The 17,958-nt window shown below is 45.5% G+C and carries 16 protein-coding genes; 2 read left to right on the top strand and 14 right to left on the bottom strand.

Annotated elements, in window-relative coordinates; translation table 11 throughout:
* Nucleotides 1–100 precede the first annotated feature (100 nt).
* Nucleotides 101–1,732 carry a PucR family transcriptional regulator gene (locus IGI73_RS03960; RefSeq protein ID WP_428206534.1) on the top strand — a complete coding sequence of 544 codons (1,632 nt, stop codon included), beginning with the start codon at nt 101–103 and terminating at the stop codon, nt 1,730–1,732.
* Nucleotides 1,733–1,762: 30 nt separating this feature from the next.
* Here the strand turns inward: IGI73_RS03960 and arcC are convergent, their stop codons facing one another.
* The 7 genes from arcC to allC are packed head-to-tail and all read right to left on the bottom strand — an operon-like array spanning nt 1,763 to nt 9,731.
* Nucleotides 1,763–2,698: a carbamate kinase gene (arcC, locus tag IGI73_RS03955; RefSeq protein WP_194194823.1), complete on the bottom strand. Its 936-nt coding sequence runs from the start codon at nt 2,696–2,698 to the stop codon at nt 1,763–1,765.
* Complete coding sequence (locus IGI73_RS03950; RefSeq protein WP_428206535.1) at nt 2,671–3,534, bottom strand: DUF2877 domain-containing protein; 864 nt, start codon at nt 3,532–3,534, stop codon at nt 2,671–2,673. The genes arcC and IGI73_RS03950 overlap by 28 nt, the downstream gene beginning before the upstream one ends.
* A gap of 38 nt (nt 3,535–3,572) precedes the next feature.
* Nucleotides 3,573–4,835: a DUF1116 domain-containing protein gene (locus IGI73_RS03945; RefSeq protein ID WP_428206536.1), complete on the bottom strand. Its 1,263-nt coding sequence runs from the start codon at nt 4,833–4,835 to the stop codon at nt 3,573–3,575.
* Between the two features lie 12 nt (nt 4,836–4,847).
* Nucleotides 4,848–6,602 carry an acyl-CoA synthetase FdrA gene (gene fdrA / locus IGI73_RS03940; protein WP_428206537.1) on the bottom strand — a complete coding sequence of 585 codons (1,755 nt, stop codon included), beginning with the start codon at nt 6,600–6,602 and terminating at the stop codon, nt 4,848–4,850.
* Nucleotides 6,603–6,610: 8 nt separating this feature from the next.
* Nucleotides 6,611–7,687, bottom strand: a complete 1,077-nt coding sequence (gene allD, locus IGI73_RS03935; RefSeq protein ID WP_015509185.1) for an ureidoglycolate dehydrogenase — start codon at nt 7,685–7,687, stop codon at nt 6,611–6,613.
* Between the two features lie 13 nt (nt 7,688–7,700).
* A complete protein-coding gene (gene allE / locus IGI73_RS03930; RefSeq protein ID WP_428206538.1) occupies nt 7,701–8,486 on the bottom strand; it encodes a (S)-ureidoglycine aminohydrolase in 786 nt (261 codons plus the stop codon).
* 15 nt (nt 8,487–8,501) lie between these two features.
* On the bottom strand, nt 8,502–9,731 hold the full coding sequence (gene allC, locus IGI73_RS03925; RefSeq protein WP_005225359.1) for an allantoate deiminase: 1,230 nt from the start codon (nt 9,729–9,731) through the stop codon (nt 8,502–8,504).
* 169 nt (nt 9,732–9,900) lie between these two features.
* Here allC and IGI73_RS03920 point away from each other — a divergent pair, with 169 nt between their 5' ends.
* Nucleotides 9,901–10,773, top strand: a complete 873-nt coding sequence (locus IGI73_RS03920; protein WP_428206539.1) for an alpha/beta hydrolase — start codon at nt 9,901–9,903, stop codon at nt 10,771–10,773.
* Nucleotides 10,774–10,858: 85 nt separating this feature from the next.
* Here the strand turns inward: IGI73_RS03920 and tkt are convergent, their stop codons facing one another.
* The 7 genes from tkt to IGI73_RS03885 form a co-directional block, all read right to left on the bottom strand.
* Nucleotides 10,859–12,862 carry a transketolase gene (tkt, locus tag IGI73_RS03915; protein ID WP_438759105.1) on the bottom strand — a complete coding sequence of 668 codons (2,004 nt, stop codon included), beginning with the start codon at nt 12,860–12,862 and terminating at the stop codon, nt 10,859–10,861.
* A 165-nt stretch (nt 12,863–13,027) separates the two neighbouring features.
* Nucleotides 13,028–13,720, bottom strand: a complete 693-nt coding sequence (alsE, locus tag IGI73_RS03910) for a D-allulose 6-phosphate 3-epimerase (RefSeq protein ID WP_086294769.1) — start codon at nt 13,718–13,720, stop codon at nt 13,028–13,030.
* A 70-nt stretch (nt 13,721–13,790) separates the two neighbouring features.
* Nucleotides 13,791–14,891: a PTS fructose transporter subunit IIC gene (locus IGI73_RS03905; protein ID WP_005234436.1), complete on the bottom strand. Its 1,101-nt coding sequence runs from the start codon at nt 14,889–14,891 to the stop codon at nt 13,791–13,793.
* A 24-nt stretch (nt 14,892–14,915) separates the two neighbouring features.
* Nucleotides 14,916–15,236, bottom strand: a complete 321-nt coding sequence (locus IGI73_RS03900; protein ID WP_008380953.1) for a PTS fructose transporter subunit IIB — start codon at nt 15,234–15,236, stop codon at nt 14,916–14,918.
* A gap of 25 nt (nt 15,237–15,261) precedes the next feature.
* A complete protein-coding gene (locus tag IGI73_RS03895; protein WP_074536500.1) occupies nt 15,262–15,714 on the bottom strand; it encodes a PTS sugar transporter subunit IIA in 453 nt (150 codons plus the stop codon).
* A gap of 58 nt (nt 15,715–15,772) precedes the next feature.
* Nucleotides 15,773–16,210, bottom strand: a complete 438-nt coding sequence (locus IGI73_RS03890; protein ID WP_428207277.1) for a PTS sugar transporter subunit IIA — start codon at nt 16,208–16,210, stop codon at nt 15,773–15,775.
* Nucleotides 16,203–17,681: a BglG family transcription antiterminator gene (locus tag IGI73_RS03885; protein ID WP_218212879.1), complete on the bottom strand. Its 1,479-nt coding sequence runs from the start codon at nt 17,679–17,681 to the stop codon at nt 16,203–16,205. The genes IGI73_RS03890 and IGI73_RS03885 overlap by 8 nt, the downstream gene beginning before the upstream one ends.
* Between the last annotated feature and the right edge of the window lie 277 nt (nt 17,682–17,958).

Below are 17,958 nucleotides of genomic sequence, written 5' to 3'. Positions count from 1 at the left end.
CTGTCCAACGCCTTGTCAACGTTTCCAAGTTTGTTGTACAATAAAGCTAAAAAAGGACATGTTTTTGTTTATTTTGTTCAATTCCAAAAGGAGTTTCTCTATGAAGTTAGTTGCTGAATTGCTTGCTATACCACGCTTTTCCAATTTGCGTTTATTGACAGATCCCCTGACTGCGGAAATTCCCGTCGACAGTATCGAAATCACCGAGACCCCCGATATCGCCCACTATATTCCTGAGCATACCTTTATCTTAAGCACGGCGATGGTTTATAAAGATAATCAAGGAGCGCTTCTGGAGCTGATCGATTCTCTCGTAGCCAAAAATGCCGCTGGATTAGGCATCAAGATCGGTCGTTTTTTAGATGTCATCGATCCTGAAGTGATCACCTACGCCGATAGCTTGGGTTTCCCCATCGTAGAAGTACCTGCCACGATGCCGCTGGGTCGTTTGATGCACCAGCTTTTGAATTTATTGTGGAACACCAAAACCGAGCAGCTGAGCTATGCCTTAGACATTCAAAAACGGTTCTCTGCTTCCTTGATGAAGGATGTCAGCATCGCTCGCTTTATCGCTGATTTTGGCCAAATGGTCAATACACCGATCATTTTGTTGAATCCTTTTAAACAAGTGATTGCCCACTCCAAGCATTTCACCCGCATGTCAAAACCCGCGGAGTATTACATCCATCAATTAGGACAAACGAAAGGGGTTTTTACTGGTGAAAAAAGCGGGGCGATCCCTATCAAAGATCTTCATGAAAAAACGTCACAAATTTCTTATTATGCCATTGAAACCTCCACTTATTTCCCCCATTATTTAGTCATTTTGAATCCTGAGGCGATTCCTTATCCTGTCTCGGATTTTGCGCTGGAACAAGCAGCCTTGGTCTTGTCGTTTATGCTCTTCAAGAACCAAAAAGTGCAAGAATCTTTTGAAGATTTAAAAAGTGACTTTTTAACACGGATGATCGAATACCAGCAATCCACCAAGCAAGAACAAAAGGATTGGTTAGATCTCGGAAAGACTTACGGTTTGGTCAAAGCCCGCCATTATCGTGTCATCTATGGTGCCTGTGAACCAACCAAAGAAACCAAAGGCAAAGACAAATACCTAAAAGAAGAAAGTGACCTGGTCTATCAGTGGTTTAGTGAACAACTGCCTTATCGCATCAAAGATGTTTGTCTCTTTCGCTTAAAGGGCAGCAATCACTTTGCGATTTTCGTGCAGCACAAGTGTGATGTCTTAGAAGACCATTTGATCGAGACCGCCAATGCTTTGACCAATCGGTTGCCATTTCGAATGGCCTTTGGGGTAGGGAGTGTCTGTGAAAGTATCAATGATTTAGCCAGCTCCTACATCGAAGCAAAGACTGCTTATGAAGAACGAAGAGGCCAACATGATTCGTCCATCGTCTCTTTCTACCATCAACGGGGAATGCGGAGTCTATTTGAAAAAATGAGTCCTGAAGATATCCATTATTTCTGCCGTACGATTCTTAAAGAATTGGCGTTTCCGCAAGAAGATGCCACCATCGAATTGCGCAAAACCTTGCGGGCTTACTTGGATTATCAATGTGAGATCACCCGCACCGCCAAAGCCTTGTTCGTTCATCGCAACACGATCAAATACCGCATCGAACAGTGTCAAAAGCTGCTAGGAAAAAACGTGCATGATCCTAGCATCAGCCTGGATCTGCGTTTAGCCCTTGAGCTGTCGGAAGAAGGCGACTAATAGGCGAATCAAGCAGTTGGATCGCTGGTGTTACCCAGCGATCCTTGTGCCTGCTTCACCTAACAATGCTAAGTCCGCTTCTTCCAATGAGCAGATGATTGCTGTCTTTCCTTGTTTGGCAAACGCAATCGCCGCTTCCATTTTCGGTCCCATACTACCTTCTGCAAAATGCCCCGCATCAAAATATGCTTGCGCTTCACTTACGGATAAGCCCGTTAATTTTTCTTGTTTCGGTGTTCCATAATTGATATAAACGTTGTTGACGTCGGTCAGCATCATAAATACATCGGCATCCACTTGTTCTGCCAGTTTTTTCCCAGTTCGATCTTTATCGATGACTGCTTCGATCCCTTTCAAGCCTTCCGCTTGTTTTACGACTGGAATCCCACCGCCGCCACCAGCGATCACGATGGTATTTTGATTCAATAAATGAACCATTGATTCCACGCCGTGGATCGTCACAGGTTGTGGAGATGGCACGACGCGACGGTACCCACGTCCAGCATCTTCTTCCATCACCCAATGTTTTTCTTCAGCCATTGTTTTTGCTTCTTCTTCTGAGTAGAACAAGCCGATTGGCTTCGTTGGCTTTTCAAACGCGGGATCATCCGCTGCCACTTCCACTTGGGTCAATAAGGTCACGACATTGCTGGTCAGTTCTTCTTGCTCGATTTTATTTTTGATGCTTTGCTCCATTAAATAACCGATAAAGCCTTGTGACTCTGCATTGCAGACATCCAGTGGAAAAGGCGGCACGACTTCTTTGGCTTCTTCATTTTGTCGTAAAATATTGCCGACTTGCGGACCATTGCCGTGCGTCACGACGATTTGATGGTCAAGCTTCTCGATTTTAGCGATCTGTTCTGCACTTAACTGGATATTTGCAAGCTGTGTCTCAACGGTCGCTGGTTGATTCGGTTTTAAAATTGCATTGCCCCCTAGAGCGATGACCACTCGTTTTGCCATATGAATTCCTCATTTCTATTGTTTTGAAATTGATCGATACTGCGAGCAAACCCTGCCAAAAAGTCGGCCCCCGAGGTATGACCGATCGCTAGTATCTCTTTGATTACTTGGGAAAAAGCCGCTGAATCGGTACACCTGGTCAAGGATAATGCCGATTGATTGAATGCGCCTGTCAACGCATGCAGAAGATAGTGTTTACTGACGTCAGTCGTTAAATCATTGACTGTCAACAGCCTTCTTTGTAGATAAGCCACCAAGCGGGTATCTTCTTGCCCCATCACTCGGCGAGCCAGTAAATGACCAACTAGCATATCATCGCCTGTGGGGGTTAATCCGACACCCCGTCCGACTAAATAAGCGACTGCTTGCCGTTGTTCCTTAAATGAAGGCGTGCATAGCTGATCGATTGCGTCATAAAACGGATAATTGCTGCGGATGGTTTCTGAAACAGCTTCTTGAATCCCCGTCTTTTCCGTGACGTTTTGAAGGGTTGACCAAAACAGTTCTCGATCGAATGGGACTGTGCCAGTTGGAACGGTCGTTGTAAATTTGGCTGCCTTTTGAAAAGACAGACGATGATGCGGAAAATGGATCACCCGTTGCTGAACCAAAAGAGTGGTACCAGCAACTAAGCCTGTCGCCAACGCTGCATAATCGTCGGCAGCTAAAATCATCCCTTTGGGCACGCGAGCCGCTTGTTTGGAGACACAGATCAGCTGATCCTGACGAGGATCTTGCAGATTGAAACTATGCTGAAACACACTGTGAACGAGCCAGTTGCCATTGATAAATGCGGGTTCAAATAAAGCTTGGTCGATCCATTTTGCCTGTATCATCGTTAGGTTGCTCCTTTTTCACGTTTTCAGTCCCTGATTTATTCTTCAAATCCTAATTTTTTTGCATAAGCCAAGACAGCTTTTTCAAAGCAATCCATTGGTGGTGTCACTGTCCCGGCACCAATTTGTCCTCGTCCAGCTTGTTTGTTGGCGATCCCTGTATTGATCACCGGTAAGATCCCTGTTTCCACGACTTTACGAGCATCGATCCCTAAACAGATCCCTTTGAAGTCCCATGTAGGAACGGGAAAATTCGGATTGGTATCAATGGAGATCTCTAACATCTCATTGCTGGTTTTCAACGCATCGTGAAATCCACCAGAACCAACGAAGCGTGTCACAGCTGGGGCAGCAATCATTGCCATTCCCCCAACACCAAAGGTTTCCGTAATGGCACTGTCGCCCATATCTGGAGAGGCATCTTCTTCACTGAATCCTGAGAAATACAGCCCTTTTGGTGTATTGACAGGACCAGTAAACCACTCGTCTCCCATGCCAGAAATACGGATACCGAATTCATGCCCGTTGCGACACATTGCGGTCACAACCGTGCCTTCTTCAATCGTCCGGGCGCCATCAAGCACCGCTTTGGAAGAAGCCATCATGATATTCAAGAAGAACTGATCCGTGTCTGCAAGAAACTGAATGACTTCTGGTTTTTCTTTTTCAAATCCTTCCAGGGTAACGATCGCTGGTGCTACTTCTTTTAAGAACGCCAACGAAGCAGCGATATTCCGTTGATGGAACTCATCCCCCATGGCGATAGCTTTTGCGACTAAGACATTGATGTTCAAGCCATCGGGTTTTGTTTGTAGTGCAGCACTTAAAACTGGTGCTAACGTATTTTTCATCCAATGCAAGCGATCAATGACTTCTTGAGAATAGGCGCCAAAACGTAAAACTGCCCCGATCCCTTCGTTCATCGTACAATACGCTCGGTTGCCATCGGTTTTGTTTTCCACTACGAGCACTGGCATATTGGCAGAGGTGATGCCCCCCATTGGGCCAACCGCTTGCACGTGGTGACAAGGAATCAGTTGAACTTCCCCAGATGCTAATAAATGACGTACCACTTCTTCCGTTTCGCCCCAGCCTTCAAAAAGCCCCGCACCAACACAAGCACCTTGAATCGGATCGATCATCTGATCGTAGCGGATCGGTGGTCCTGCATGCAATAGGACTTTTCCTTCACCTAATTCTGGAATGACACTGACTGCTGGAACGACATCCAGCAAAAAAGGCGAACCCGCAACGATTTTGGCAATAACGGCTTGGTTTGCTTCTTCAATAGTTTTGTACACGATAACTTCCTCCTACTCTGATAGTGACACTTGTGCTAAGAAACGTAAGGCTTTTTGTAACGTTACGTTTCCACCAGCAATTGGCTGCCAGTCATATTGAACGACTTGACCGTGATGTTCCTGGATCGCTTCCACAAAGCTACGCAACCCTACATTGATAAACGCGTCATTCGCCAACAATTCGCGGCTCTTTTCAGATGACTCTGGCAACGCATCGGCAGTTGTCACTGCTTTTGGCAACAGCTTACGACTAATTGGGGAAAACGGGTGACCTAGCATTGCTAAAGCTTGTTTGACTGCTTGGGCATTGCTTTGACACAAAATCACGCCAGCTGCGGTTAAAATCTCTGCTTGCTCGTTGCTGTCTTGGGGGTCTAAATCAGTTCCGACGATCGTAGCGATCACCGCTAACTCCCGGCCAGCTGCTTGCGCTGCTTCCTTCAACGATTTGATGGTCGGTGCCAATTCACTCGCCATATCTTGATGAGAGCCGTACCCTAAAACGATATCTAACAAAATCACTGCCGTCTCAGGATCTTCTCCCGCTTGTTTCAACAGTTCGATCCGCTTTGTTGGGTCGATCATCGGATGGGGCTTGCCTTGCGTATAGATGTCATCACCTAAATCGATGATCTCATGGCCAGCTGCTTTTAAGATGTACCCTTCTTGATGGGCATCTTCTTGTTCTAGATTTAATCCTGCTTTGACCAGCATCGCTGCTTCGTACGCCAATGTTCCGCCAGAATAATAAGCTTTGATTTTTTGCTGTTCAGGTCCAAAAGCGGCAGCTGCCGTTTCCTCTTTTACTGGCTCTAATCCAATCTGTTCTTGACGTAGCAGCTGCACGGCTAATTGTGCCGCTTCTTCCAGCGTGTAGGCTCGGTAAAGATTTTCTTCGTGATCCGTTGGTTCTTCCCCAAGAAAAATCGTGACTGCAGGTTTTGTTCCTCTTCTTAATAATGCCAACACTTCATCGCGGACACGTGGTGCAGGTGGCTTGGAGATCACCACGATCACCTCCGTATCAGGATCGTGTTCCAAGGCAAGAATGCTGTCTTTCATGGTGATCCCACCGACTTCTTCTTTGAGATCTCGTCCACCGGTTCCGATGGCTTGTGTCACACCGGCACCCAATTTATGAATGATGGTGGTGACTTCTTGGATGCCCGTACCCGAAGCGCCGACAACACCGATTTTCCCTTTACGAACGGCATTCGTGAAGGCTACTGGTATCCCATTGAGAATCCCTGTGCCACAATCTGGTCCCATTAAAAGAAGTCCTTGTTCATGAGCCATTTTCTTTAGTCGAACTTCCTCTTCCAACGAAACATTATCACTGAAACAAAAAACATGTTTGCCTGCTGCTAATGCGGTTTCAATTTCTGGTGCTGCCATAGTACCAGGAATCGATAAGACAGCGACCTTCGCATCTTTTCCAAGATCTAAGGCTTTTTCCCAAGTTTTGACGCTTTGGGTTTCTTCTCCTGCGCTATTGCTTTGGTCCGATAAGAAGGCATCGATTTCTGACAGGACTGTTTCGATGATTTCTTCCTCTTCAATGTCTAACACGAGCACCATATCGTTGGATGTCGCATTGCTCATCTCCTCGGTATAAAGACCACCCGTCTTGAAGATATCCTTATTGGCAGGTGTACCCATCATGACCGAAGCGTTGTTGATCCCTTCGATCGTCAGTAAACGATTGGTCAAAAGCATTAAAACAATGGAATCTTGGTAATTGTTTTTTTGAATAATAGTGTGTAACATGGGTCTCCTCACTTTCCTGTTCCTGTCTGTGCAAAGGCATCTGACCCAGAATACTGGTCAAAATGAACCGTGTCGCTAATGAGATAGCGATAAATGTTCTTTTCGATAGGAATGCCTTCTGCCATATATTTTTCGTAGGTTAGTTGATTGATCTCGCCTGGATAATAGACTTGCTGGAACTGTTCAGCAGCCGGTATGGCGTGTAGCTCTTCGATCATCGTTTCGACTGACTCTTTAAATGTGTCTAAGTCAGTGAAGCGTTGAGGATCGATCAGCAAAATAAACTGCCCTAAGTCGCGACCTTTCGTCAGATCGTTGTACATAGAGGAAACATGCTTGCCAAAAGGCAGCCCAAGGAGCATTCCAGACAAGATATCCACCATCATCATCAACCCAAAGCCTTTTGGTCCTGAGATTGGCAATAACCCATGAACATGATGAGGATTCGTCGTTGGCTTGCCATGGGCATCAACGGCCCATGTTGCTGGAATCTCTTTATCTTTGGAACGAGCATCTAAAATTTTGCCCCACGCTTGGACTGTCGTTGCCATATCAAAGACCACCGGCGCACCATGCTTTCGCGGTGCCGCAAAGGCAATCGGATTGGTACCAAAATAATTTTCTTTGCCGCCAAAAGGAACCACCATTGAATCCGATTGGCACATAGATAATGCAATCAAGTCAGCTTCTGCGGCTTTTTTGACATAATAGGATAGTGCCCCACTATGACTCGTTTTCCGCACACCAACCGCCGCGATCCCAGAACGTTTGGCCATCTCAATGGCATGCTTTGTCGCTTCTAATACGACGACCTGCCCTGCGCCATTTTGACCGTGAACGATCCCGCTGCTCGGTCCAGTCTCTTCAAACGTGATCTGCGGGGTGCGATTCATCCCACCTTTAGCGATCCGCTCTGCGTAATAGTCTACCCGCACAGCCCCGTGAGAGTGGATCCCGCTGGCATCGGCAAAGACCAAATGCTCTGCAACGATGGCTGCGTGCTCTTCAGACAAACCAGCAGCCGCTAATTTGTTTTGGATCAATTGCTGTAACTCTTGTGACTGTACAATAACCGTTTCTTCCATCTTCTAAACTCCTTTAAATTTCCGGATCGCGGTTGCAATCTTTGGAATAAATATAGGTCAATGGTTCGTCACGACCAACACCATAGGCCGCTTGCTGAACATAGGCACTCATGAAAATGTAGTCGCCTTTTTCCACTGGGAACCACTCATTATCTAAGTTATACATCCCTTTACCTGACAGTAAGTACGCTCCATGTTCTTGGTAGTGGGTCTCAATGTAGCCATGACTTGCCCCTGGTTCAAAGGAAAGGATATGGATATTCATGTCAAAGCCCAACTCTTTCGGTAAGAAATCCCAAAGTAGGACGTCTGCCATCCCTTCGTATTGGATCGGCGTCAACTCTGAAAGATTCCCCACTACTTTGTAGGCTTGGTGATTTTCAAGTGGTTGGTAACGTTTCTTATACAAGAACACTTCTGTCGCTTCTTCTTGGAGATTTTTCATATACAGTTTTTCTCCAGCAGGCAGATAGATATAGCCTCCGTTCGTCAATGTATGGGTTTCTTTGCCATCACTTACTTCCAGTTTGCCCGAGATGACATACAAGAAACTCTCGATCTCTGGACCGCCGAAGCCCAATTGGTTGGCGCCATCTTTTTTGAATGAAATGATGTAATCGACAAAAGACGCCCCTAATTTTGGTGTGCCGAGTATCGAACATTCACAGTTTTCGAAGCCTGGAATGACATTATTCACTAGCCCATCATGCGGCAAGATCGCAAAATTATTTTTTCTAATGACTGCTCGTGATTGCAGCAATCCATCTAAATAGCCCGTATTATTATTTTTATATCCCATGTGTGTCCCTGCTTTCTATTCTTTGTATGCTAGCTCGTAAAGGGAAGCTGCTAAAACTTCAACCCCAGCTACTAAATCTTCGATAGTCGTTGCTTCGGCTGGGTTGTGGCTAATCCCATCAATACTTGGTACAAACAGCATCGCAGTTGGAAAATGTGGTGCAATGATTTGGGAATCATGCCCCGCCCCACTATGCATGACTTTGTAACGTTTGCCGGTTTGCTTCACCGCTTGTTCCACCGTGGCAACGATCGTCTCGTCCATCGGCACAGGGCGTTCATCCATCCATAGATCCATCTCCACTGTCAGGTCGTGCTCTTTGGCGATCGCTTGAATGATCTGTTCTGCTTCAGCAGTAAAGGCATCCAATAGCTGCCCATCGGTATGGCGACAATCCATCGTAAACAACACTTCACCAGGAACCACGTTGACCGTATTCGGTTTTGGCTCAACTTTACCGAATGTCACTACTAATGGATCCCCAAGCTCTAAGCCACGGTCGATCACTGCGGCACACATTTTGGCAAACCCATACACAGCATCTTGGCGATAGCCCATCGGTGTGGTTCCTGCATGATTGGCTTGTCCTTTTAAAACAAAGGTGTAGCGCTTTTGACCAGCGATACTATTGACGACACCGATCTGCAAATTTTCTTTTTCTAAAACACTGCCTTGTTCGATATGGATTTCCACGAAGGCTTTGATGTCTGATCGAACCGGTTCTTGTGGGTCGCGAAAATCAAAGCCTTGGCGTTGCATCTCTGCCACGAAGCGATTGCCTTCAAAATCTGCGATCGCTTCAACATCGGCTTTTTTGGCCTCTCCGACAAAGTTTTTACTTCCCCAAAAAACGGTTGGAAAACGACTGCCTTCTTCTTCTGCCATTGAGATGACTTCCAAGGAGCGTAAAGGTTGCCCATAGGTCTCTTTTAAATACTTGATCGCTAAAGCAGCAGCAACGACCCCGTATTGACCGTCTAATGTGCCACCGTTAACGACGGTATCGATATGTGACCCTGAAAGAATCGTTTCTTCTGGATACTGGCTGCCTTCCATTCTGCCGAAGAGATTGCCGACTGCATCATAGGACGTCGTTAAGCCAGTTTCTTTTAATTGTTTTTCTACAAATGATTGCGCTTCTTTCCATGAATCGGTATAAAGCAGTCTAGTCATTCCTCCAGTGGGATCACTCCCAATCTGAGATAGTGCATCGATCATTGCCGCTACTTCTTTTTTCAACTCCATTGTTCTGCCTCCTTTGATTTATACGGTTATTGTAAGCGTGTTACTGAAGGACATCATTGTTCAATTTCGACAAAACCGTTTCTATTTTTAGTCATAACGCTGTTTTTTAAACCGCTTCCTTCTCCTATACTCTTCCTTATACTATCGAAGAAGAGAAAGGAAGAAAACAATGGTTTATCCTAAAAATGCCTTTGCGCAAACAGAAAAAATCCAATTTGACACCTACGGCACTTTGCCGTTAGAAGTGACGATCCTAAAAGCAGCGCAGCCTCGGATCAGCCTTTTGTATTTTCATGGTGGTGGCTTCCTCTATGGTCAGCGGGAAGACCTTCCACAGGATTATGTCCACCAATTGCTGGCTGCCGGTGTTAGCCTTTACCTGTTCGATTATCCACTGGCTCCCGAAGTAGCGCTACACGATATCTACCTTCATGCAAAAAAGGCAGTGGAGTGGTTTTTGGATGAAGGCTGGCAGTTCAGCGGCGTTGGTACAAATGAGTATGTTCTATTCGGTCGCTCCGCCGGCGGTTTTTTAGCGACCTTACTGACCGCACGCACAAAGCACTCGGAGCAAAAGGGTTTGATCCGATTTTACGGTTACCAAGAGTTGTTTTGTAAAGAATTTTTGCAGCCGGCACGCTTTTACACACAATTTCCGAAAGTCCCACCATTCGTCGCTGAAGCCATGATCGAAAGCCAACCCATCACCCACGGCACGTTAGAAAAACGATTCCCTTTGTACCTTTCCGCCCGTCAATATGGCAACTGGCAGCGTTATTTAGGGAATCGGGAACAGCTAGCAACCTTGGCGATTCCTGCTGCCGCTTACCAAGACTTTCCTCCGTGCTTTGTCGTTCATTGCAAAAAAGATCCAGATGTTCCCTTCAGCGCATCCGAAGCTTTCGCTGCACAAGTCCCCCATGCCAAAACACTTTGGCTCGACTTAGATCAGCATGACTTTGATCGGACACCAAATGCGAGCGCTGATGAGTGCTATCGAGAGATGATTTCATGGCTCCTTTTAACAATAGAGAAAAATTAAGCGCAGAATTAGCCATGCTTCTTTAGTAAACAAAAACAGGCGATCTTCAAAGGAGTGTTCCCTCTAAAGATCGCCTGTTTTTTGATTATAGTGAGTTGAAAGTATTCACGACATTCTCAACACTGAAGCCGAATTCCGCTAAGACTTTGTCACCAGGTGCGGATGCACCGAAATGATCGATCGCGATCACTTTTCCATGGCAACCGGTGTAACGTTCCCAACCAAATGGGGAAGCCGCTTCGATCGCTACCCGTTTCTTCACTGCTTTTGGCAAGACGCTTTCTTTGTATTCTGAGCTTTGTGCTTCAAACAGATCAAAGCTTGGTAAGGAGACCACCGATACATCGATGCCTTCTTCTGCCAATTTAGCTTGTGCTTGGACCGCAAGATTCACTTCAGAACCTGTGGCGATCAAAATCCCCGCTGGTGTTTCACCAGCTTGTTTTGAAATCACGTAGCCACCTTTTGCGACATTTTCATCCGCACCGGTTTGCGTGCCTTCGATCACTGGTAGATTTTGTCGGCTTAAGACTAAGACCGTTGGTTTATCCGTTGTCGTCATGGCCAATTTCCAGGCAGCACGGGTTTCATTGCCGTCTGCTGGACGAATCACTTGGACATTCGGCATGCAACGGACGCTGGCTAATTGCTCGATTGGCTCATGCGTCGGTCCATCTTCTCCAACCGCCACGGAGTCATGCGTCAAGACATAGATCACAGGTGCATGCTGGATCGCAGACAAGCGCACCGCTGGACGCAAGTAATCAACGAAGACGAAGAAGGTTCCGCCATAGATTCGCGTACCGCCATGCAATTGGATGCCGTTCATCGCTGCCGCCATCGCAAATTCTCGGACGCCAAACCAAATGTTGCGGCCTTCGTATTGGCCAGGTTCAAAGTCTTTTTCTGCTGCCACCATCGTGTTGTTGGATCCAGAAAGGTCAGCCGATCCACCCCAGAGACTAGGGACGGCTTTGGATAAGGCTTGGATCATCTCTTTGCTAGATACTCGACTAGCTTGTGAGCTGCCAACTTCGTAGCTTGGTAATGCTGCATCCCAATCTGCTGGCAATTCACCCGCAAAGGCTTGTTTGAATTGCACAGCAAGTTCTGGGTAGGCTGCCTCATAGGCACGGAAGGTTTCGTTCCAAGCTGCTTCAGCTTTTTGCCCTTCATCGATCATGGTTTCTTTGAAGCGCGCGGCAACTTCTTCAGGTACGGTAAATTCTGGGTATTCCCAACCATAAATCGCTTTGGCTGCAGAAATGCCTTCGGCACCGATCGGCGCACCATGAACGGCAGAGGTGCCTTGATTTGGCGCACCGTATCCGATCACAGTCTTGATTTCGATCAAGGTTGGTTTGTCGCTTTCAGCTTTTGCTTCGTCGATCGCTTTCGAGATCGCTTCTAAATCATTGCCGTCTTCAACGAGAATGTGTTGCCAGCCATACGCTTCAAAACGCGCACCGACATTTTCTGTAAAGGCTTTTGAAGTTGGGCCATCTAGGGAGATGTCATTTGAATCGTACAAGACGATCAGTTTGTCTAATTTCATGTGACCAGCCATGGATGCAGCTTCTTGCGAAACACCTTCCATCAAGTCGCCATCGCCACATAAAGCGTAGGTATAGTGATCAATGACTTGATACTTGTCGCGATTGTAGGTTGCAGCCAAGTGGGCTTCGGCCATCGCCATACCGACTGCCATGGCGATCCCTTGTCCTAAAGGTCCAGTGGTTGCTTCCACGCCGTCTGTGTGATCGACTTCTGGATGCCCTGGCGTGCGGCTATCCCATTGACGGAAGTTTTTTAGATCCTCAATGGTCACATCGTAGCCAGACACGTGCAACAAGCTGTACAATAACGCCGAACCGTGTCCAGCAGACAAAACAAAACGGTCACGATCCACCCAGTTGCGAGAAGTCGTTGGATTGACTTTCAAGTGTTTCGTCCACAAGGCATAGGCCATGGGTGCTGCCCCCATCGGTAATCCTGGATGTCCTGAATTGGCTTTTTGTACGGCTTCGATACTTAATGTACGAAGGGTATTCACTCCTAATTGATCGATTTTATCAAATAGTTTTTTCAATTAAATTGCCTCCTTCACTTTCTTCAGCCAGCATGTTTCTATTCACTGCCTTTTCACAATAGAAAAGAACCGGACGTCCAAAGTTTACTGGCTAATAGGCAACGAATGCTCCTCTTTTTAACAGTCCTAACTTTGGTCGTCCGATTCTTTTGCTTTTGGCTTTGCTTAGCTGCTCAAAACTTTTCCAGTCATTTCTTGATAATCTGCGACCATGATCGACCATGCTTTGGCAATGTCGTCATCTAAACCAAACAATCCACTGCGTCCGACAATATAGATGTCTGGATTGGCTTCATCGATCCGTTTGAAGGATTTCCGGTTGGAGGAACCGTCCATTTCAATGACATAGTGATAGTCGTATTCTTCCCGTAATTCCCGTAGTTCAACAATTTTATCTAACGCCCCTTCAATAAAGCGTTGGCCAGCAAACCCTGGATCAACTGTCATGATCGTGACTTTATCCAAAAGATCGATATAAGGCAAAATGACCGATACTGGCGTTTCAGGATTTAAAACGATCCCGGCTTTTAATCCAGCATCATGGATTTGATCGATCAGACGAAATGCTAATCCATCTAAAACCTCAGCGTGCATACAGATCCATTCACAGTTGATATCGATCAGCTGCTGCACCCAAAAAGCAGGTTCAGTGACCATCAAATGAGCGGACAGAGGCAAAGTACTGATTTTGCGGACCTCTTGAATAAACCATGGGGATAGGGAAATATTGGGTACGTAATGACCATCCATAATATCAATATGATAGGAGTCAACTTGGTCATTCAAAAAAGTGATTTGTTCTTTAAATTTATCTAGATCCATCGTCATCAATGACGGTGAAAATTCAACTTTGTTCATAGACTTATCCTTTCTCCTCAATCAGTCTTGTACTGAGAGGAACGACTCTTCTTTCAATTGAATCGCTTTTTTAGAAAATTTGAATATCATCTAAATCGATTTCTTCTTCTTCCACTTCTGCTTGTGCGGCTACTTGTTCTTCAGTGACATTTTTCTTAATCAAAGCCAAGGTGATCCCAGTCACTACTATATTTACCAGCAAAGCTACTGCCCCAGCCCACGGACGAGTCATGGTCGGCAGCATCAGCACACCACCAAACGGTACAGTTGCATCTGCCCCTAAGACCATTGAAACAGCCCCGCCTGCAGCGCCGCCAATAGCTGTTGCGATCAGCCCTCGGACGATATCGTTCATAACGATTGGGATCACCCCTTCAACGATATTGATCACACCCATTGGTACGGCAGATTTTAACGTTTCCACTTCTACAGGCGTATAGATGTTTTTGCCGAACAGTTTTGCAATAAAGAATGCTAAACCAAAGCCGATCGGTGTTGCAGTATTGACTAATTGCAGTGCAGTGATCGGTCCATTGATCCCTTCTGCTTGCATCGTCAGAACAAAAGCAAAGACCGTTTTATTGATTGGTCCACCATAATCAACGCCGCTCAACAAGCCGATGACGGCACCAAAAACCAATAATGAAGAGGAGCCTAAGCTATTTAATGCGTTCGTCAGTAAGTTCGTAAAGGCAGTGATCGGTGTACCGATAATATAGACCATGATCAGACCACCGATCAAAGAGGTCAAAAAGGGAATGATCAATGTCGGCATCAAGCCTTTCGCCCAATTTGGTACTTTAATAAATCGTAAAATAGCAATTACTAGATATCCAGCTAAGTAGCCGCCCAAAATTCCCCCAATAAAACCTGCACCAATGGCATTGGCTGTCAAACCAATAATAAACCCTGGCGCGATCCCCGGTTTTTCGGCAATCGCATAAGAAATTCCTGTCGCAATGACCACTGGAAGCAACCCGAGTCCTGCGCCTCCCATCGTAGCTAAAGCATCCCAAATCGTAAATTCACCTGGCACTAGTTGTCCCTGGCTGGTGCCGCCGAAAGCCATGCCAATGGCAATCAAGAATCCGGCACCGCAGACAATCGGAATCAAATAGGAGATGGCTGTCAACAAGTGTCCTTTTAAATTCAATGCTTTGATTTTTTCCATAGTTTCCTTCCTCCTTCGGTTTTCTTAGACCGCCTGCTGTTGGACGACCTCTTTGGCTTTTTCCAACAATTTACTTGGGGACTTGATGGCAACTTCGGTCGGCACTTGAATGATCCGTTTCCCTTCAAATCGTTCACGTCCTGCTACTTTGACGTCAACTGCTAAAATCACGACATCTGCAGCCGCAATCGCTTCAGGTGACAATTCATTTTCACGACCGATCGTTCCTTGTGTTTCCACATGGATCTCGTAACCTGCCTTTTTAGCCGCATTTTCTAACTTTTCTTGAGCAATATAAGTGTGAGCGATCCCTACTGTACATGCACATACGCCGACGATTTTCATAACTAATTCCTCCTTAAATTTTCTGTTATCCTTGAAATGCTTCAATCACTTGCTGCGGCTCTTTTGCTTTCAACAAGGCAGCCGTCACCTCGTCATTTCCTAATTTCCGAGCGAACAAAGAGAGCAATTTCAAATGCTTTTGCGCCCCTTCCGTGTCATCACCGACGGCGAATAAGATAATTCCTTTCACTCCCTTGCCATCCAACGTTTCCCAAGGGATCTCTTCTTTTAAAACCCCGATTGCTACGCCGATCTCCTTCACATGAGCACTTTTTCCATGAGGAATGGCAATGTAATTACCAATCCCTGTTTGACCAACTGCTTCCCGCTCATAGACATCTTTTAAAAATGCTGCCTGATCCGTCAAGTACTCATTGGTATATAAAAGCTGACTCAATTGCTGCAGGGCTTCTTCTTTAGAAGCTGCCTCCATGTTGGTTTTGATTATTTTTGGATCAATTACTGTTGAAATATCCATTCGTTTTCCTCCTCTAGTTGAGTACCTCTTGCCTTACTGAATTGATCATTCATTCCTATCAGCCGCATTGGTTGAGAAGGAAGGCTTCGATTTCTTCTTTTGATTTTTCTGCAATGAATTGCAGATTTTCTTCATAGGCGAAACATTTCATTAAGCGGATGACTGCTTGTTTCACCGCGGTTGTTTCGTCAGTCTTCATCAGGATCGCAAAAATCGTTTTTGCTTGCAGCGTTCCCTGCCAAAGGACTTTTTCACCTCTGACTAGAACGATTCCGCTTTTTTTCACCACATCACTTTCAATGTGTGGTAGCGCAAAATCTTCAGCAATCATCGTATTGCCGCTCGCTTCTCGGGCTTGCAGTGCTTCAAATAGCAGGGTTTTGCTCTCCGTCAGCCCGATTGTTTGACTAACAGCTGCAATCTTCCTTAAAACATCGACTTTCGTCTCTCCTGCTTCTGTTGAAACTAACGTAAGGGACAAAGGGAATTTAGTCATTTCTCACCCTCCCAATCATCGCTTCAAGGCGTTTTTGGTCTTCCATCGTCAGCATGGCGCTCACGATCACGACCGGAATCGGACTATCGATCGTTAATTGAACGGTTGAGATGATCATCTCCGTATCCGGGTGTTGCTTTAAAGCCGCTTCCACATCACGAGAAGGTAGGACAGCGGTGATTGCCAACTCACGAAATTTCTTATGCACTTTTACTTTTAATAATTCGGAGGTCCCGATTCCCGTAGTACAGACGATCATAACCTTGAGTTGTTGAGGATGTTCTTCGATCGCTTGAGCAAAGTAAAGGGTGACAAAGCCGATTTCATCTTCTGTGAGTGCTGGCAAATCGTACACTTGACAGATTTCTCTTGCAGTCTCTTCGGTAGCAAAAAACAAATCTGTGTATTCTAATTTGATTTGCTCCAAAAGATTGTTTTTGACTTCAATCCCATGTCGCAATCGATTGATCATTGGTTTGATATGGCGAGCCAATTTACCGAATAACTCCTCGTCTTCAAATGAGCGCTGCAGCTGGGTGCTCATTTTTTCTATAAATGCATTGGAAATCAGTTTTACTTGTTCTGACAGATCCTCTAATTCATCCGTGGCCTTTTGCATCCGTGAGGAGACGAGGTACTGATACATATAATAGCTTTCGTTTTCTGGTAATTTCGTATGCAAGTACTGTTCGCTATTGCCAATGATCTCTTTGGCGATGGTGGCTAACTCTGGGTTTTCTTGCATTTGCTGTTTCTCTTTCTCATCTAAAATATCCTCGTTAAACGAATTCCCTACTTTGCGAAACCGCCGCAATAAGATATACAGGTGAGAAAAAAGATTGATGTTGTATGGGTGAGGAATTACTAAGCCTAGGTGATTTTCAATCAAATTCAGCTGTCGCAAAACAAACTCCGCATCATAACGGTTGAACGCCTCATTCGTCACATGCAGATCATCCAAGCGGATATTGCGGGTTTGCTGGATATACTCCTGCAATGCACGACGGATATTTTTTTCTGCACCGTTCACCCCGATCATTTTATTTTTGCGGGAAACCGTCAGCTCAAAACGCTGCAAAGCTTCAGAAATTAATTTCTCATCACTGTTGATGACCGTTTCACTCACATAAAAAGGCTGATATAGGGAAAAAATATTCTTTCTTTTGGGGGAAATAAGCAATAGCTCCTCCATCACCTTGTTACGGCGTTCCACTGGTGTCAGTGCATTCGGCATTTCTGCTTTCTGACTCTGGGGCTTTTCTTGATGATGGAAACTTAAGCGGTAGCCTTTCCCTTTTTCTGAGAGAATCACATAGTCAATCGTGGCATCCTCATTGATCGCTTTTACGATGCGATAAATCGACTTTGTAGAAAGTCGAAGCGCTGCGGATAGTTCATCGGCTGTGACAAATTCTCTCGTATTGGAAAGAATATGGATGATTTTTCTCTTTCGTTGTTCCATAACAGTCATGTAACCGTTCTCCTTTCTACACACTTATCATAGCACCAGGAAATGTAAACGTTCTATCATTCTTTGTCCCCTTCAAGGGACAAAGACGATCGATAATAAGAATTACAATACAACGTTAAGGACAAAAAAAACAGCCATTTTTCAAAATGGCTGTAACAAAATCTGTGTTATCATCAATGTTCCTTATTCAACTGTTGGAATAAGAAAAGAAAAGCTGCTAGTTCCAATAAAACGAGAAGGAAAACGCCGTTTATCGAAACCCTTCAACCCCCGTTAA

It is taken from the genome of Enterococcus sp. DIV0755f (assembly GCF_051713725.1).
Taxonomy (GTDB): Bacteria; Bacillota; Bacilli; order Lactobacillales; family Enterococcaceae; genus Enterococcus_D; species Enterococcus_D casseliflavus.
Note: the sequence above shows the minus strand (reverse complement) of the source record. Positions and strands in the feature narration are given on the sequence as shown.